The 15,800-nt window shown below is 70.1% G+C and carries 15 protein-coding genes and 1 pseudogene; 8 read left to right on the top strand and 8 right to left on the bottom strand.

The features are described from left to right. Positions 1–175 precede the first annotated feature (175 nt). Positions 176–1,042, bottom strand: a complete 867-nt coding sequence (locus ABZY11_RS35390) for a helix-turn-helix transcriptional regulator (protein ID WP_356483103.1) — start codon at positions 1,040–1,042, stop codon at positions 176–178. Positions 1,043–1,346: 304 nt separating this feature from the next. Here ABZY11_RS35390 and ABZY11_RS35385 point away from each other — a divergent pair, with 304 nt between their 5' ends. The 3 genes from ABZY11_RS35385 (at position 1,347) to ABZY11_RS35375 (ending at position 3,502) form a co-directional block, all read left to right on the top strand. Beyond that, positions 1,347–2,126 carry an SDR family NAD(P)-dependent oxidoreductase gene (locus tag ABZY11_RS35385; protein ID WP_356483102.1) on the top strand — a complete coding sequence of 260 codons (780 nt, stop codon included), beginning with the start codon at positions 1,347–1,349 and terminating at the stop codon, positions 2,124–2,126. 242 nt (positions 2,127–2,368) lie between these two features. Beyond that, positions 2,369–2,569, top strand: a complete 201-nt coding sequence (locus tag ABZY11_RS35380; protein WP_356483101.1) for a DUF2795 domain-containing protein — start codon at positions 2,369–2,371, stop codon at positions 2,567–2,569. Between the two features lie 75 nt (positions 2,570–2,644). Further along, positions 2,645–3,502 (top strand): LLM class F420-dependent oxidoreductase, encoded by an 858-nt coding sequence (locus tag ABZY11_RS35375; RefSeq protein ID WP_356483104.1) that lies wholly within the window; start codon positions 2,645–2,647, stop codon positions 3,500–3,502. A gap of 42 nt (positions 3,503–3,544) precedes the next feature. On the opposite strand, the gene ABZY11_RS35370 is transcribed toward ABZY11_RS35375, so the two are convergent. Further along, positions 3,545–4,048: a DinB family protein gene (locus ABZY11_RS35370; RefSeq protein ID WP_356483100.1), complete on the bottom strand. Its 504-nt coding sequence runs from the start codon at positions 4,046–4,048 to the stop codon at positions 3,545–3,547. Between the two features lie 264 nt (positions 4,049–4,312). Between ABZY11_RS35370 and ABZY11_RS35365 the strand changes: the two genes are divergently transcribed. The 3 genes from ABZY11_RS35365 (at position 4,313) to ABZY11_RS35355 (ending at position 8,252) form a co-directional block, all read left to right on the top strand. After that, a complete protein-coding gene (locus tag ABZY11_RS35365; protein ID WP_356483099.1) occupies positions 4,313–4,906 on the top strand; it encodes a hypothetical protein in 594 nt (197 codons plus the stop codon). A gap of 238 nt (positions 4,907–5,144) precedes the next feature. Beyond that, entirely contained in the window at positions 5,145–7,472 is a 2,328-nt protein-coding gene (locus ABZY11_RS35360; protein ID WP_356483098.1) for a Tox-REase-5 domain-containing protein, read from the top strand. 51 nt (positions 7,473–7,523) lie between these two features. After that, positions 7,524–8,252: an Imm52 family immunity protein gene (locus ABZY11_RS35355; RefSeq protein WP_356483097.1), complete on the top strand. Its 729-nt coding sequence runs from the start codon at positions 7,524–7,526 to the stop codon at positions 8,250–8,252. A gap of 30 nt (positions 8,253–8,282) precedes the next feature. Here the strand turns inward: ABZY11_RS35355 and ABZY11_RS35350 are convergent, their stop codons facing one another. From ABZY11_RS35350 to ABZY11_RS35330, 5 genes are all read right to left on the bottom strand, one after another. After that, a complete protein-coding gene (locus ABZY11_RS35350; protein WP_356483096.1) occupies positions 8,283–8,732 on the bottom strand; it encodes a DUF3592 domain-containing protein in 450 nt (149 codons plus the stop codon). Between the two features lie 20 nt (positions 8,733–8,752). After that, on the bottom strand, positions 8,753–9,334 hold the full coding sequence (locus ABZY11_RS35345; RefSeq protein ID WP_356483095.1) for a hypothetical protein: 582 nt from the start codon (positions 9,332–9,334) through the stop codon (positions 8,753–8,755). 45 nt (positions 9,335–9,379) lie between these two features. Further along, positions 9,380–11,380, bottom strand: a complete 2,001-nt coding sequence (locus tag ABZY11_RS35340; RefSeq protein ID WP_356483094.1) for a hypothetical protein — start codon at positions 11,378–11,380, stop codon at positions 9,380–9,382. A gap of 216 nt (positions 11,381–11,596) precedes the next feature. After that, on the bottom strand, positions 11,597–13,027 hold the full coding sequence (locus ABZY11_RS35335; RefSeq protein ID WP_356483093.1) for an APC family permease: 1,431 nt from the start codon (positions 13,025–13,027) through the stop codon (positions 11,597–11,599). Next, positions 13,024–14,172 (bottom strand): Zn-dependent alcohol dehydrogenase, encoded by a 1,149-nt coding sequence (locus ABZY11_RS35330; RefSeq protein WP_356483092.1) that lies wholly within the window; start codon positions 14,170–14,172, stop codon positions 13,024–13,026. The genes ABZY11_RS35335 and ABZY11_RS35330 overlap by 4 nt, the downstream gene beginning before the upstream one ends. Positions 14,173–14,399: 227 nt before the next feature. On the opposite strand from ABZY11_RS35330, the gene ABZY11_RS35325 reads away from it, so the two are divergent. Next, on the top strand, positions 14,400–14,984 hold the full coding sequence (locus ABZY11_RS35325; RefSeq protein ID WP_356483091.1) for an XRE family transcriptional regulator: 585 nt from the start codon (positions 14,400–14,402) through the stop codon (positions 14,982–14,984). Between the two features lie 155 nt (positions 14,985–15,139). Here ABZY11_RS35325 and ABZY11_RS35320 read toward each other — a convergent pair whose 3' ends face one another. After that, the gene (locus ABZY11_RS35320; protein WP_356483090.1) at positions 15,140–15,529 is read right to left on the bottom strand and encodes a DUF192 domain-containing protein; all 390 of its coding nucleotides are present in this window, start codon (positions 15,527–15,529) and stop codon (positions 15,140–15,142) included. A gap of 96 nt (positions 15,530–15,625) precedes the next feature. On the opposite strand from ABZY11_RS35320, the pseudogene ABZY11_RS35315 reads away from it, so the two are divergent. Then, positions 15,626–15,800 (top strand): annotated as a pseudogene (locus ABZY11_RS35315) (prepilin peptidase); the annotation flags it as partial.

The following is a 15,800-nucleotide window of genomic DNA, read 5'->3' as shown; positions in this document are numbered from 1 at the left end:
TCCGCCGCTACATCATCTGGCGAAACCGCCATGCCGACGACCAGCACCTACAAGCCGTCGTCGACAAGGCAAACGTTGCCTGATGCGGCACTAGCGTCGTGAGCCGGATGGCAAGTGCGGCAGCCGACGTACGGGCCTGGCACCGAAAGCCCGTCGTGGTGCCAGGCCCTTGCGGTCACAGTTGGGCGCGCGGTGCGGTGGTGGAGGTGCCGTTCCAACTGGCGAGTATGCCGAGGGCTTCGGCGGAGGGGGAGGCGGGTTCGGGGGTGAGGATGATGAGGGACTGGTCCGGGTCGCCCTCGACGGCCAGGGTCACGTAGTCGAGGGTGAGCTCGCCGACGAGCGGGTGGACCAGGTTTTTGGTGCCGGTGGTGTGAGCGAGGACGTCGTGGTCGGCCCACATGCGGCGGAAGACGTCGCTGCGGAGAGACAACTCGCCGATGAGTTCGGTGAGTTGAGGGTCATCGGCATGGCGTCCGGCATACAGGTGCAGCGCGGCCACGCACTCGTCGGCGGCCTTTTCCCAGTTGGCGTACAGCGCGTGGGCGGCCTCGTCGAGGAAGACGAAGCGGGCGACGTTCCGCTCGCGGCGGGGCCGTGCCTCGAAGTCGGCGAAGAGGGCGTAGCCGAGCCGGTTGGCGGCCAGGATGTCCATGCGCCGGCCCATGACCATCGCGGGGACGGTGAGCGCGTCCAGGGCCCGGTACACGGTGGGGTTGACCCTTTGCGGGGCGAGCGGCCGCTTACGACGGGGGCGGACAGTGCTGGGCTGGGCGAGGTTGAAGAGGTGAGCGTGTTCGGTGTCGTCCAAATGCAGGGCGCGGGCAATGGCGTCCAGGACGGTCTCGGAGACACCTTGGGTGCGGCCCCGCTCCAGGCGGATGTAGTAGTCGACGCTGACCCCGGCGAGCTGGGCGACTTCCTCGCGGCGCAGCCCCGGGACCCGGCGGGCGCCCGGGTGCGGGGGGAGCCCGGCCTGTTCGGGGGTGATCCGGGCCCGGCGGGTGCGCAGAAACTCTCGGATCTCGGTGCTGCGGTCCATGACTCCACCGTACGGCGGCCCTGGGCCGGTCGGCGTCCTGGGGAGGGGTACCGCCAGACCCCCGGATGAGCGGTGCCCTTTACGGGCGTCCGGACGGGGTCTGCGGATGGTTACCTGGATAGCGGGCCGATTGAAGCCCTTTCGAGAAAAATGCGCAGTACGGGCGAGGAAAAGCTGCCACCGCCGGGATCACCTGGCATTGCCGACTCGGCCGGCCTCATCCGGCCTCATTCGGCCTCGTCCGGCATCTGATGTGACACCTCTCGCCGCCTGCGCAGTACGTCAACAGAAGAGGACCACCGTCATGGCATCGAAACTCACCGGCACCGTCGCGCTCGTCACCGGCGCAAGCAGCGGTATCGGCGCCGCCACCGCCCGTCAGCTCGCCGAGCAGGGGGCGAGCGTCGTGCTCGTGGCCCGCCGCAAGGACCGGCTGGCCGACCTGGCCGCCGAGATCGAGCAGGCGGGCGGCACCGCGCTGGCGGTGGCGGCGGACATCACCGACCGCACCCAGGCCGAGGCCGCCGTCCAGCAGGCCATCGAGCACTTCGGACGCCTTGACACCCTGGTCAACAACGCCGGTCTGATGCTGCTCGGCCCCGTCGCCGGCGCAGACCCCGACGAGTGGGAGCGCATGATCGCCGTCAATGTCCAGGGCCTGCTCTACACCACCCGCGCCGCCCTCCCCCACCTGTTCAAGGCCGCCGAGGAAGGGCCCCGCCGGGTCGCCGACATCGTCAACATCAGCTCGATCGCGGGCCGCGTGGCCGGGAACAACTACGGCGTCTACAACCTGACCAAGTTCGGCGTGAACGGCTTCACCGAGTCGCTGCGCCAGGAGGTCACCCAGCGGCACGTGCGGGTCGGCGTCCTGGAGCCGGGCGGCGTGGACACCGAGCTGGGCTCGCACAACGACCACAAGCCCGGGGTCCGCGAAGCGATCGCCGCCTTCTACAAGCAGACCGAGGTCCTTGCCCCCGAGGACATCGCCGACGGTGTCGCCTACATGGTCACCCGGCCCCGGCACGCCGCCGTCGGCGAGCTGTGGATCATGCCCACCGACCAAGCGACCATGAACGGCTGACTGCAAGCGTCCGAGAACGGCCCATCTTTGACCCGTATGTATCGGTCGGGCGGCGGGAACGGTGCTGTATCGCGTGAGCCGCACCCCCGGCGGCATCCATGGCGTACCCGTGCCGAGCGCAGGATCCGCTCGGCCGGGCGTACCGAAATGCCGATGCCCCCGACCTCGCGTAGCGTGACGAACGGCTACGTAGGGTAGTCGAAGGATGGATCGGGAAGCTGAAAGCCTTGGTGGAAATCTATGTGGAAATCTATGAAGCGAACGGGTCGAACCTGCGGGCGGACCTCAAGCGGTTGAAGTTCCCGGCGACGAAGGAGCAACTCGTCTCCCACTTCACCGCGAACGGGCTCACGGATCGTGCCACGGTCGCGAAGAACATGCCCGACCGCGAGTACGTGAGCGTCGACGCGGTGCAGAGCGAGCACGCCAAGCACGAGTCCTGAACACTTCGGCCGGGGCGGCGATGCCGTCCCGGCCTGCTCTTCCTTGACCTGCGGAGGTCGGACGTGAAGCTCGGCTTGCACTACTGGAACTACTCGACACCGGCCGACCCCGCGCTCATCGCGCCCACGCTCGCGGAGTCGGTGCGGGTCGCCGAGCAGGGCGGGATCTCGTCCTTCAGCGTGATGGACCACTACTTCCAGATGGAGACCGGGCAGAGTGTCGCCGACGAACCGATGCTGGAGGGGTACACCACCCTCGGCTACGTGGCGGCGGTGAGCCAGCGGATGACGCTCGGCCTGATGGTCACGGGCGTGGTGTACCGGCATCCCGGCCTGCTGGCGAAGATCGTCACCAGCCTCGATGTGCTCTCGGGCGGCCGGGCCAGGCTGGGCATCGGTGCCTCCTGGTACGAGCGGGAGCAGTACGGGCTCGGAGTGCCGGTGGTCCCGGTCGCCGAGCGGTTCGAACGGCTGGAGGAGACGATCCGGATCTGCCTGCAGATGTGGAGCGACGACAACGGTCCGTTCCGGGGCAGGCACTACCGGCTGGCCGAGACGCTGTGCGTACCCGAGCCGATCGGCGGGCACCCGCCGATCATGATCGGCGGCGGGGGCGAGCGGAAGACCCTGCTCCTGGTCGCCCGCTACGGGGACGCGTGCAACCTCTTCGCCACCGACCAGGAGGAAGTGGCCCACAAGCTCGACGTGCTGCGGGCGCACTGCGACGCGGAGGGCCGGGATTACGACGCCATCACCAAGACCGTGATGTACGGCGGCCCGGTGCTGGGCAAACCGGCCGCGTTCCTCGCCGACGCGGAGGCGTACGCGAGCCTGGGCATCAGTGAGATCCAGGTGCTGCCCGACCGGCACCCGGTCAGTTTCACCCACCAGGTCGCCGAGCGCATCGCACCCGCCGTCGCCGCGATCGGCTAGCCGACAGCGGCAGCGCGTGCGTGCGTCGCGCGCCGAACGGCCCTACCTGCCGGTGGTGCCGTCGACGATCTCCCGGATCAGGTCGAGGTGGCCGTTGTGCCGGGCCGTCTCCTCGATCAGATGCAGGACGATCCAGCGCAGGTCGGGATGTGTGCCGTCGCCGCGAGGGCGCTTGGCCGACGTGTCCAGGTCGTGGGAGGCGACCAGTTCGCGGTAGCGGGCGGTCCGTTCCTCGTACAGCGACATCACGTCGGTGAGCGGCATGTCCACCGCGATGCGCATCTCACGGTCGGGGTCCTCGTCCGTCCACGGCCCCTCGTCCTCACCACCGAGGAAGGCCACTTCGAACCAGTAGTACTCCACCCAGCTGAGGTGGTTGATCAGCCCGGCGACCGTCATCAGGGGAGAGCCGGGCAGCGGGGCCCGGCGGGCATCGTCCGGCGAGATGCCCTCGCATTTCGCGCGTGCGGTGTCGCGGACGTAGTCGAGGAAGGTGGCCAGCTGAGTGCGCTCGTCCCATGCGGGAGGCGAATCGGTGCGTGTCATCGACGTACACCATGGGCGACGGGCCGTCCCCTGTCCACCACATTGTCCATTGGGGCCCGCTCCTGGGTCCGTGGGCCCACGCCCCGGCGATCGGGCCTCACTACGCTCGTGCACGACCGACTGCGAGCCATCTGGCCGGCGCCCGCCACGGGCGCCTGTCCGGCGTGCCCGCAGATATCTGGAACTGCACGCTCCACCTGTCTCCACCGGGCGCCGCCACTCGTCCGAGGCGTGGTGTCCGCACTTTCATGGGGTGATGTGTCGATGAGTGACGGTTTCTTCTACTCGTACCACCTCGGCTGGAGCCGCCCGGACTCCGAGTCGCTCTTCAGTGACCTCGACGCGGCGGGTCTGCGGCTCAGCCACCCGGTCACGAGGCGGGTCACGCTCCTCGGCCCGGGACCGGGTCCGCGGGGCACCCCGTCGTGGGTGACCAGGGAACAGCTCGTACTCCTGGCCGGGCTGCAGCGGCTCGACAGCGTCGACTTCGTGTTGTGGGTGAACAGCGGGACCGACGTTCCCGCCCGCATCCGTCGGATGAGGGACGGAGTCGTCGCGCTGGAATTCGGGTTCGGCCGGCTGACCCGGGACGAACAGGAGGTGGCCGCGAGGGCGATCAGGGAGGCGATAGGGCGGGCCTCCGTGCTGTGTATCGGCTTCGTCGTCGACCGCGAGGGCGCCTCCGTGGCGACCGACTGGAGCGGTGTCGTCGTCAACGGGACGACGTTCTTCGACAGTTGGCCGGACACGCTGGCCGTGCGGCACGAGATCGCCGCGATGCAGCCGCAGTTGGCGGGGGTGACCTCGTACGACCAGTCGCCCTGGATGCTGTTCGGGAGCGAGGTCCCCGTCCGGTAGCGGCGGGTCCGCTGTAGCGGTGTTCGGCTGTTCCGCTCCGTGTCTTCCGCCGAAATCGGCAACCTTGAGCCCTGTATTGGGTCCTGAGGCCCATGCCCCGAAGGGCGCCGGTGTGGTCGGATGTGTGGAGTTGCTGAGCCATGGCTGTACACCGGAGACTGGGGGTCTCGTCGTGTCTGGCACAGGCGGATTTGCGGTTTCGAGTGGTGCCGGTGGGGGTGGTGCCGGCGGTGTCGCCGTGCACCAGCAGGGCGGCAGGCAGTCGCTGCCGCGTCCGTTGCAGGCGGTGCTGATCCTCGTACGGCTCCTCTTCGCGGCCGCCGTTCTGGGTGGCATCGGTGTGCTGACGGTGGCGTCGGCGGTCAACGAGGTCGACGGCCAGCTGTTCGGGCTGCTGCTGTACGCGGCGCTGCCGAGTGTGGCCGCGTTCGTGCTCTCGCTGTACGCGCGCACCGGCGGCGTCTGGATCTGGCGCGGGCTGCTGGCCGTACACGTCTGGCTCACCTTCGGCGCACTGGCGAACCTAGGCGGGGACGGCGGTGGGCGCGGCGTCACACAGCTGGTGATGCCGGTCGCCGTCGTCGTCCTGCTGTTCCGGCCGAGCGCGCGCGAATGGTTCGATCTGCCCCTCGAACAGCGGGCGCCGCACCGGCGGTTCAGCATCGTGCGCATGATCAGGTGGCGCCGGGACGACGCCGGTCAGACCGCGATGGAATACCTGGGCATGGTCCTGGTGGTCGTGGCCCTCATCGGCGGACTCGTCGTCACGGGTATCGCCGCCCAGCTGACCGGTGGGATGCAGGACGCGATCTGCCGGCTCACCGGGAGCGCCTGCCCCGCGCCCGGCAGCGATGTGGAGGCGGGGCCCGGCAAGAACTCCGGCGGTACGGACGCTTCCGGTGGTACGGACTCCGGCGGATCGGTGGCCACGGGCGGAACGGACTCCGGCGGATCGGGCCCGGCAGGTTCCGGTTCCGGCGGTTCGGACGTGGCCGGGGGCTCCAACGCGGCCGGTGGGACCGACACGGCCGGCGGAACCGGCGCATCGGGCGGCGCGGGATCGGGCTCGGGCGGCAACGGCAGCTCCGGCGGCTCCGGAAGCTCCAGCGGGGGTGACACCGCCATCCAGGTCGACGACGGTGGCGACGACGTGGACACCTCCGGGGAGCCGGACGGCGGCGACGACCAGGACGACACCGGCAACGGCGACGAGGAGAAGCCCGGCGAGAGCTGCACCTCGGGCGTCGGCGCGTTCTTCTCCTGCGCCGCGCACCAGACCGGCGGCTTCTTCAAGGGCCTGATCGGCGACGGGCTGTGGGGCGACATCACCGGCACGATCGGCACGATCTTCCACCCCGTCGAGGCGTGGAACGGCCTGATGGACTACGGCAAGAGCCTCGGCGACAAGTGGAGCCAGGACTCCAAGGGCGCCGGGGACAAGTGGTCCGACGGCGACTACCTCGGCGCGGTCTGGGACTGGACGAAGGCGTCCGGCGGCACCGGCCTCAAGGTCCTCGACGACATGTTCATCGGCGACGAAGTCCGTGACATGTGGAAGGAGGGCAACGAGGGCCAGGCGATCGGCACCGGTCTCTGGAACATCGGCTCGCTGTTCATCCCGGGTTACGGCGAGGCCAAGCTCGTCGGCAAGTTCGGAAAGCTGGGCAAGCTCGGGAAACTCGGCAAGCTGGGCGAGGTCGCCGAGAAGGCTTCGGATGCCGCGAACAAGGCGAAGAAGGCCGCCAAGGCGGGCGATGTCGACGGCGCGGAGAGGGCCGCGCAGGAAGCGCAGAAGCACGCCGACGACGCCGCCGAGGAGGCCGGTCTCAAGGGCTGCACCGTCGGGATGGGCGGTCGCGTCCGGGTCCCGTACGGCAGCGGCGCGGGCATCGGACTGCCCGGCTCGGGCACCGGCGTCATCGCCGCGCCACCCACCTCCGTACCCGTCGGATTCCTCGCCGGGAAGTGCGACGAGGTCGACCCGGAGAAGAAGGCCGCCGCCGACGAGGCCCAGAGACTGGCCGACGAGGCGAAGAAGGCCGCCGCCGCGGCCAAGCGCAAGAAGAACCTGGAAGCCGCCCAGAACGAACCGAAGCCGGCCTGGTACAAGGACCTCAAGGATCCGCAGACCGGGGCGAAGGACGGCGGCGAGGGCAACTGGCAGGAGATCAAGCCGGGCGTCTGGAGCTACGCGACCGAGATGGGTGCCCGCTACCAGGAGCAGATCTCCAAGGTGGGCCGCGGCAAGGAGTACCAGGTGCCGCTGGACAAGCTCACGGGCAAGCCGGTCGACTTCGACGGCTGGGACGCCTCGCGGGGCACCTACCTGGAGGCGAAGTACGGGTACACGGGCCCGGACTTCTACAACGCCGACACCGGAACGCTCACCCCGAAGATCGCCGACCGGTGGGCAGACCAGGCGACCCGGCAGATCGACGCGGCGCGCGGCAATCCGGTCGAGTGGCACCTCTCCGACCCGAACGTCGCCGAAGCGGCGCGAGAGATGTTCGAGGAGCGGGGCATCAACGTTAAGGTGATCAACACCCCTGATGATGTGGTCGGCTGAACGCCGGGCGGGCAGCGGAACGCAGAACCGGAACTCCGAGGAGAGCGTGTCGTGCTGTACGTCGTCGTCAATGGTCTCTGGGGCCTTCGCGGGGAAACCGTGCGGAGCATCGCCGAGCGCTGGGCCGGCACACTCACCGCGCTCAAGGACATCGATGGCCCGACCTTCGACGTATGGCACGAGGCCGCGGACGGTCTCGCGTCCGATCCCTTGCTGGAGCCCTCGGTTCCCACGCTGGTGGAGTACATCGAACGGAAGAACACGGGTCCCGACCTCGACGTGGTGGGTTACACGTCGTCGCTGTGGGCGCAGAATCCCGGAGCGGCGAATGTGTCCTCAGCGATTCACGCGGGCAGCACATCGCTCTACGCGCCGAATTCCGTCTCCCTCGTCCTCCGGTCGCGCGAGGTGGACGAATCCGCAGAAGTGATCCGGCGCGCTCCGGAGATCCTGCGCGTCCTCGCGGAGAGCTGGGAGATCGACGCCGGGCAGGTGTACAGCAAGCCCCAGTACCGGGCGGTGGCCGAGCGGTTCGACCTGGCGAACAGCGACCCCCGCTGCGGCCGTGCGGTCTTCCTCTCCGCCGGCCGTGCCGCCCTCGCCCCCGGTGATCTGCCCGGAACGTACGTCCGCACCGCACACGGCGGACTGGCCATCGACCTCACCCGTGGCGGTGTGGAGTCCCCGTCCATCGAGACGATCATCGAGGCGAACACGCGACTGCGGGCGTCCGGGGCGCTGGACAAGCTCCCGGAGCCCTTCGACCGCGACAGGTTCTGACCTCGCCGCCCCGGCGCACGCGGGCAGCACTCAGAGCCATCCCCGCATCGCCACGAACCCCAGCAGCAGCCCCACCGCGAACACCCCGAGCACCAACGCGAACAGCGCGGGCATCGCCACCGGCCCCCACGCCCCCGGCCCGGCCACCGTGGCGTTCTTCGCCGGGTCGGCCGGGTCGTAGCTGACCCGGACCAACGCCCCGACCTCGAAGCCGAACGGGCCCGGGGCACGGTCGGTGAACTCGATGTCGCGGCCGTCGCGGGTACGGAACGCGAAGACGTACTCGGTGGCGTAACTCCGCTCCATGCCCGGCCCCCGGTCGACCGTCCGGCGGTCCGCGCACCGCCCCTCGGCGCGTTCGCCGTGCCGCACCAGCCGCAGCACCCGGTTCAGCCGCAGCGCCGAACGGATCGCGAACGCGCCGAGGAGCAGGCCGAACAGCAGCAGGAACGTGGCCGTGCCGCCGGGCAGGATCTGCATGGACGAGCGCTCCCGATCCGCTACTTGACCGTGATCGAGTCGACGAACGCGTCGAGGTCCTTCGGGCTCAGCGAGCCCTTCACCGCATTGATCCGGACCGCGAACGGCACGTCCTTCGAATCGACGCCCGCCACCACGACCCCCGTCATCCGGGTGCCCGGCGCCGGCGTCCGCTCCTCGCCGGACGAGGTGAACTCGTAGTCGATCCGGCGCGCGTCACGGGCGCCCTCCGCACCTGCGAGCCGCACCTCCTCGGTCGCCTTGCGGGTCGCCCCGAGACCGATGCCGGCGCCGGCCGCGGACGCCGCCTCGGCGGCGCTGTCCACGCCCGTGGCGAAGTCGAGCTGCACGGAGACCATGCCGGTGCGCAGCCCGCCCTCCTCCTTGAGCGCGACCGCCGCGTTGGCCTCGGCCCGGTCGGCGGCGGGCTGCTCCTTGTAGCCCTTGTCCCCGGGGTAGCCGACGGAGAGGCTCTTGGTGTCGAGCTTGTCCCAGCCCTCCGGGAGCGCGGCGGTCTCCCCGCCGCAGCCGGTGAGCAGGGCGAGGCCGATGGCGGCGGCAGCAGTTGCGCCGATCGCCCGGTACATCTTCTTCGTCGTCATCGCCTGTCGCCTCTTCGTCGTGCGTGGTCGGTGCTTCCCGTACGGCTACTTCGCGCAGTAGCTGTACGGAAGGTACGAGCGCTTGTCGCCCTGCGGAGCCCCGAGGAACTCCGCGTCCGTCAGTGTCTCCTTCTTGTGCTCGTCGGAGATGGAGAATCCCAGACTCATGCCGAGCGAGACCTCGAAGCCGAACTCCTGGGCGTCCGTCTGACCGTTGTACTTCATCTTGCTCGACAGGCCGTCCTGGTACATCAGCTGGTCGAAGGGATCGGTTCCGGTGGGCTTCTGCTCCAGGGAACGATCGCCGAACATGTACTCGAACGGGGCGGTGTTGTTGCCGGAGCCGTCCAGCCACTGCTCGGCGATGGCCCGCTTGTCCTCGGTGGCCTTGTCGGTGTCCTTGCCGAAGACGATCGAGTTCGTCACGACCTCGATGCCGGTGTCGCCGGAGGAGTCGGTGCCGCTGACCTTGCCGCCCCGCTTGTCCTTGCCCTTCTCGCCGTTGTCGCCGCTGATGTCGCCCTTGTCGGACGTCGAGCCGTTCTCGACGGTCTGGGTCATGTCGATGCGGACGATCTTCCCGGTCTTCTGGTCGCGGGTGACGGTGACCGCCCCGGTCCGGCTGTCCTTCGCGGAGGCCGTGCCGCCCAGCGGACCGGCCGATCCGCCGACCTTGCCCTCCAGATCGAGCTTGGCGGTGTACGTGTACGACTCGTTGCCGTTGACGTCGTCCTTGGTGATGGTCACCTCGGGGGAGAACTTCGCCTTGCCGCCGAGCTTCGCGCCGAGCTTGGCCTCGTCGCCCGCGCTGATGGAGAGTCCGCCGTCCGCGTAGACGTTGAGACCGATGGTCGAGTAGGAGATCTTCTTGTCCCCGATCTTGCTCTCGACGTCCTTCTTCTTGTCGGCCCACTTCATCCCGGAGTACCAGCCGCCGCCGTAGCCGCCGCTGTACTTGGTGGAGGTCTCCCACATCTTCATTTCTTCGATGTCGTCCCGCATCTTCTTGGCTTCTTCCTCGCTCTTGAAGACCCAGGTGTCACCGTTGGTGATCTTGATGCCGCCGCCGACGTCCACATCGGCCTTGCCCAGCTTGCCGAGCTTGACGCCGGGGGTGCTGGCGGTGGCGCCGGCCGAGGCGGCGTCCGTGAACGTCATGTAGACCAGCTTGTCGTTCTCGTCGACCTTGCCGTCCTCGTTCACATCGGTCTTGGCCTGGCTGACCTTCTGCTGGAAGCCGTACTCGTTGCCCCACTCGAACCAGCCGATCTTGACCTTGTCGCCGACGGTGTCGGAGATGCTGGAGACCTGGCACATCTTGGGCTCGTAGTCGGCGTCCGTCTTCGGCTTCGCGGTGGTGTCGCCGCCGCCCGTGGTGCAGCCGCCACCGCCGCCGCCCATCGAGCTGATCGCGCAGCGGATGCGCTCGCCGATCTGCCCGCCGACACCCGCCATGGCCATAGCGCCGATCAGCGTGACGACGAGGACGACCACCCCGAGGTACTCCATGGCCGTGGCGCCGCCGTCCCGCCAGGAGTACGGGCGGTACGGGGCGGGCTCCGGCTCGTCCGCGCGGTCGTCCAGGAGCCGGTCGACGGCCAGCCCCGCCGCCGCGCCGGTCGCCAGCGAGACGACCGGCATCAACGTGCCCTCGACGTCCACGAGATGCCAGGACACGGCGAGCCCGTAGACGAGCGCGGCCAGCGGCACGGTGAGCGCGGCGAGGAGCGTCAGCAGCCGGGATTCGCGGTGTTCGTCCGGCAGTACGCGGGCGGAGGCCAGGACCGTGAGGACGGTCGTGATGACGTTGGGGACGTGTAGCAGGGCCAGGCGCCAGCCGAAGCTCGTCAGCCGCTCGTCGGTGGCCAGCAGCTCGACCAGTCCGCGCGACACCAGATACCCGGCGGCGATGTAGACCAGGGCGCCGGCGGCCCAACTGCGGGTCAGCGCGAAGAACACGCCACCGTTCGCACCGGAGCCACCACCCCCGTTCCGCGGTGGTATGTGGCCCGCGCTTCCGCTTCCCCAGCCCCCGCCACCAGTCACGGTTCTTCCTCTCCGACGCCCACTTGCCATGCCTGTGCCCGCGGTTCCGCATTCGGGCCGAGCGTGAGCGTACGTGCGTACGAGCCGGGTGACCTGGGCCCTTGGCCCCAAAGTCGGGCCCAACGGGGGATGCCCCGCCCCGCCGCGAGGTGCGGAGGGGCGGGGCATCGGGGGAGGAGAGGGAAGGGGGGAAGGAGAGCGTGGGATGCGGGCGGGTCAGTCCAGGTCGTCCGCGAACGTTCCCGCGCGTTCGGCGACTTCCGGCCTGCGGACGCGCAGGACGGCGAAGCCGACGATGCCGACGACCAGCGCGCCGACGAACACGTACGGCAGCACGTTCAGCGGCCAGGCCGGAGCGGGCCACAGGTTGCGGTAGAAGACGTAGACCATCGCGGCGGCGCCGATCAGCCCCAGGCCCCAGGTGAGCAGCAGGCCGCGGGCCCCGATCCGGCGTACGAACAGCGGCGCGGCCAGACAGACCAGGGTGTAGCTGAGCATGTAGCCGAAGACACCGATGGTGTCGATGTACGTCGTCGCGTTCAGCGGTTCGGTTCCGGCGCCGACCACGAGCACCGCGGGAAGGGCGACGAACGGGGCGACGGCCCAGATGGCCGCGGACGGGGTCCGGTGGTGGGGGTGGGCGACACCGAGCCGGGCCGGCATCACACCCTCCTTCGCCATGCCGAACAGCAGCCGGGCGGCGACGGTGATGCAGGCCATCACCACGGCCACGAACGATGCCGCGAAGCCCGCGTGCAGGAAGAACTTGAGGAAGCCGAGGCCGGACAGCTCCGCCAGTTCGTCCATCGGGTCGGTGCTCTTCGCCAGGGCGTCCGCCCCGCCGAACCCGGCGACCTGTGCGTAGGTGGCGAACATGTACAGCACACCGGCCAGCACCGCACTGCCCATCACCGAGCGGGGAATCGCCCGGTACGGGTCGGTGGCCTCGGCGCCCAGCGACGCGGCGCCCTCGAACCCGACGAAGCCGAGCACGCCCAGCACCACGGCGAAGACGACACCGTCGAGGGTGGAACCGCTGAGGCTCAGCTGCTCGGTGTCGATGATGTTCCCGCTCTTGAAGAAGGCCGGGACCAGCACCACGACGATGAGGACGATCGACACGACCTCCAGCACCGAGGCGACCCGTGCCGCCGTCCGCACACTGGCGATGGTCAGCCGGATCGCGACGGCGGCCAGCAGTACGTCGAGCAGGATCTGGCCGGGGATGCCGGTGAAGAGCCCGATGCCGATCTGGTCGAGGGCGCGCGCCGTGTAGTAGCCGGCACCGGCGAGCGAACCCGAACCGATGCACACCGCCCCGATGAGCAGCGCCCAGCCGGTCACGAACGAGCCGGGCGCCCCGAGCGAGAGCCGGGAGAAGGCGTACAGCGAACCGACCCCGGCGCGCCTGCGGGCGAAGACGCAGATGCAGTACGCGATGGCGAGTACGGCGGCCATGGCCAGGAAGAACGAGAACCAGGCGCCGTTGCCCGCGGACGCCGCCATGCTGGCGGGGGCGAACGCGATGACCGCGCTGGGCGCGACGTTCGCGACGCTCTGCGCGCCGACCTCGAAGGTGGAGACGGAGCGGTGGGCCAGGCCGTCGGCCGGCTTTCCTGCGGTGGTCTGCTTTCCGGCGGTGCTCATGTCCGGTCCTCCATCATCAGCAGCTGGCGCAGGGCGTGGCCGGCGGCGAGGTCGGTCAGCGCGTCGCCCGCCTCGTCCAGCGAACGCCGTGCCGAGATCATCGATTCCACGTCGAGCTCGCCCGACACCACGAGGTCGACCAGCGCCGGGATGTCCCGGCCGGCGTCGACCGAGCCGTAGTTGGAGCCGAGGATGCGCTGGTCGGCCTCGGCGAGGGCGAGCGGGTCGAAGCGTGCGGTGCGGCCGGTCGGCGGGAGGCCGACGATGACGGCGGCGCCGCCCTGGCCGAGGGCCGCGATGGACTGCTCGGTGGTCTCGATCTTGCCGATGGCGTCGAACACGTAGTCCAGGCCCTCCGGGACCAGGGCGCGCAGGGCCTCGACGACATCGCCGGCACGGGCGTCGACCGCGTCCGTCGCGCCGAGCCGGCGGGCCAGCTCCAGCTTTTCCGGGACGACGTCCACGGCGACGATGCGGCCGGCCTTCGCCAGCCGGGCGCCCTGTACGCAGGACAGACCCACGCCGCCGCAGCCGATGACGGCGACGGTGGCCCCGGCCTCGACGTCCGCCGTGTTGCGGACCGCGCCGACACCGGTGGCGATGGCGCAGCCGACCAGGGCGATGACGTCGAGGGGCGCGTCCTCGCGCACCTTGATCGCGCCGGAGGCGGGGACCACGACGCGCTCGGCGAACGAGGAGACGCCCAGGTAGTGGTGGGCCCGCTCGCCGTCGACCGAGAGCCGGCTGGTGCCGTCGTACAGCACCCCGCCGGGCGCGACGACCTCGGCGACCAGGCTGCACGCGGCGGGGCGTCCGGCGAGGCAGAAGCGGCAGGTGCCGCAGGAGGGGACCCAGGACAGGACGACATGGTCGCCGACCTCCAGCCCGGTGACGCCCGCGCCGAGCGCGGTGACCACGCCGGAGCCCTCGTGCCCCATCACGACCGGGGTGGGGTGCTCCCACTCGCCGCGCAGGACATGGAGGTCGGAGTGGCAGACACCGGCCGCCGCCACGGCGACCTCGACCTCACCGGGGCCGGGCGGGTCCAGGGTGACGTCGGTGACGGTCACCTCCTGGCCCGGGGAGCGGAGGACGACGCCGCGCACGGTGCGCGCGGTGCTCTCTTGGAAGGACGGGGAGCTCATCGGCTTACTCCTCGGGTGGTGCGGAACGATCGGGGGAGGGCGGCACGGCCGGAGGCCGACGGCGGGCGGCACAGCGGTCCGCCAGGGCGTCTTGTTTAGCGCCATTAAACTTTCGTCAAGTTTTACAGCACTAAACTCGATGGGTAAAGACCCTTCCGGTGACCCGTCCGACCTGCGCCTTCCCCCGGCCACCGACCGTGACGTCCCCGACAGGTAGCGTGTCCGCCATGTCCGAAGCCCCTGACAGTCACATGTCCACGATCGGTCCACGACTGCGTGAGCTCCGCCTGGCGCAGGGGCTGACGCTCGCTCAGGTCGCCGAGGCGGCAGGCGTGACCAAGGGGTTCGTGAGCCTCGCCGAGCGCGGCAAGACCTCGGTCTCCGTCCCGACCCTGATCCGCATCTGCGAGGCACTGGGCACCGGCATCGCCACGCTCTTCGACTATCCGGACCAGGACGTCGTCAAGGGCGGCCTGGGCGCCAAGCTGGAGATGGGCGGGCACGGCATCGAGGAGTTCCTCCTCACGCCCGCCGAGGAGCGACACGTCCAGGTCATGCGGACGATCCTGCGGCCGGGCGGCGGCTCCGGCGGCGCGTACAGCCTGGAGGCCGAGACGGTCTTCGCCTACCTGGTCCGCGGCACGCTGCGGCTGAGCGTGGACGGCGAGCCGAGGTTCCTGGAGGCCGGCGACTCGACGACGTTCTCGGCGCGGGCCGCCCACGCCTGGGACAACCCCGGCGAGGAGGAGGCCGAGGTCCTCTGGTCCATCGCGCCCGCCCTGCCGCGCTCCCGCACCAAGCTGCGGCCGTAAGGGCTGTCCCGTAATTCTTGGCGGGGAGCGAGGGCTGCGGGCCGATCGCGGTGTCTGATTCAGGCGTATCGGGAGCGGCCGCGGTGGTCTGATTCAGGCGTATCGGGAGCGGCCGCGGTGGCCCGATTCCGGCGGATCGGCAGCGGCCGCTGCGCTCACTTCCGGTCGACCTCGCTCTGGACGATTGCCACCCGGACTCCCGGCCGGATCCCCCACTTCTCCATCGCCCCGGCCTCCGCCTCGATCACGTGCCGGGCCCGCAGCCGGGGCATGCCCAGCCGACCGGGCTTCATCGTGTGCACCGCCACGACCCTGAACTTCCGGTCCAGATACGCCACATCGATGGTGAACCGCATCCGGAAGCTGTGCACACTCCCGCACGGGGTGATCAGCAGGGCGCCGTCGATCCCGTCCTGCCCGAGCAGCCCGCGACTCCGGGCCCGGTAGGAGGCCGCGATCCGCAGCGGTATCGCCTCCTCCTGCCCTCCCGGTGCGTCGGTGACCGTCAACGTGCCCTTGCCATTGCGCCATTGAGCCATGGCCATGAAGGTAGCGCCAGGTGACGGCCGCTGGGTCCGGAACGGCGCGCAGTGGGCCCCAGGACCCATGACCCGTGCCGGGCACCCGCCTAGGGTCGGTCCGTGGACGCCATGCTGACAGTGCTCGCCGCACTCTGGGGAGCGGCCGCCGGACTGCTGGTCCCGCGCGCCGCCTACCGGTTCTCCGTCGAACCGGAGGACCCCTGGCGGGACGCCTGCCCCGAGGGCCACGCCCTGACCGGGGTCGCCCGCGGCTGGCTCGGCTCCACCCGGTGCG

The organism is Streptomyces sp. NPDC006510 (assembly GCF_040611955.1).
Classification (GTDB): Bacteria; Actinomycetota; Actinomycetes; order Streptomycetales; family Streptomycetaceae; genus Streptomyces.
This window is presented reverse-complemented; position numbering and strand designations above follow the sequence as displayed.

Excerpts from the sequence above, each read along its gene's own strand:
- ABZY11_RS35335 (WP_356483093.1), bottom strand. The coding sequence starts at position 13,027 with ATGAGCACCGCCGGAAAGCAGACCACCGCAGGAAAGCCGGCCGACGGC.
- ABZY11_RS35385 (WP_356483102.1), top strand. The coding sequence starts at position 1,347 with ATGGCATCGAAACTCACCGGCACCGTCGCGCTCGTCACCGGCGCAAGC.
- ABZY11_RS35330 (WP_356483092.1), bottom strand. The coding sequence starts at position 14,172 with ATGAGCTCCCCGTCCTTCCAAGAGAGCACCGCGCGCACCGTGCGCGGC.
- ABZY11_RS35365 (WP_356483099.1), top strand. The coding sequence starts at position 4,313 with ATGAGTGACGGTTTCTTCTACTCGTACCACCTCGGCTGGAGCCGCCCG.
- ABZY11_RS35390 (WP_356483103.1), bottom strand. The coding sequence starts at position 1,042 with ATGGACCGCAGCACCGAGATCCGAGAGTTTCTGCGCACCCGCCGGGCC.
- ABZY11_RS35325 (WP_356483091.1), top strand. The coding sequence starts at position 14,400 with ATGTCCGAAGCCCCTGACAGTCACATGTCCACGATCGGTCCACGACTG.
- ABZY11_RS35345 (WP_356483095.1), bottom strand. The coding sequence starts at position 9,334 with ATGACGACGAAGAAGATGTACCGGGCGATCGGCGCAACTGCTGCCGCC.
- ABZY11_RS35370 (WP_356483100.1), bottom strand. The coding sequence starts at position 4,048 with ATGACACGCACCGATTCGCCTCCCGCATGGGACGAGCGCACTCAGCTG.
- ABZY11_RS35350 (WP_356483096.1), bottom strand. The coding sequence starts at position 8,732 with ATGCAGATCCTGCCCGGCGGCACGGCCACGTTCCTGCTGCTGTTCGGC.
- ABZY11_RS35320 (WP_356483090.1), bottom strand. The coding sequence starts at position 15,529 with ATGGCCATGGCTCAATGGCGCAATGGCAAGGGCACGTTGACGGTCACC.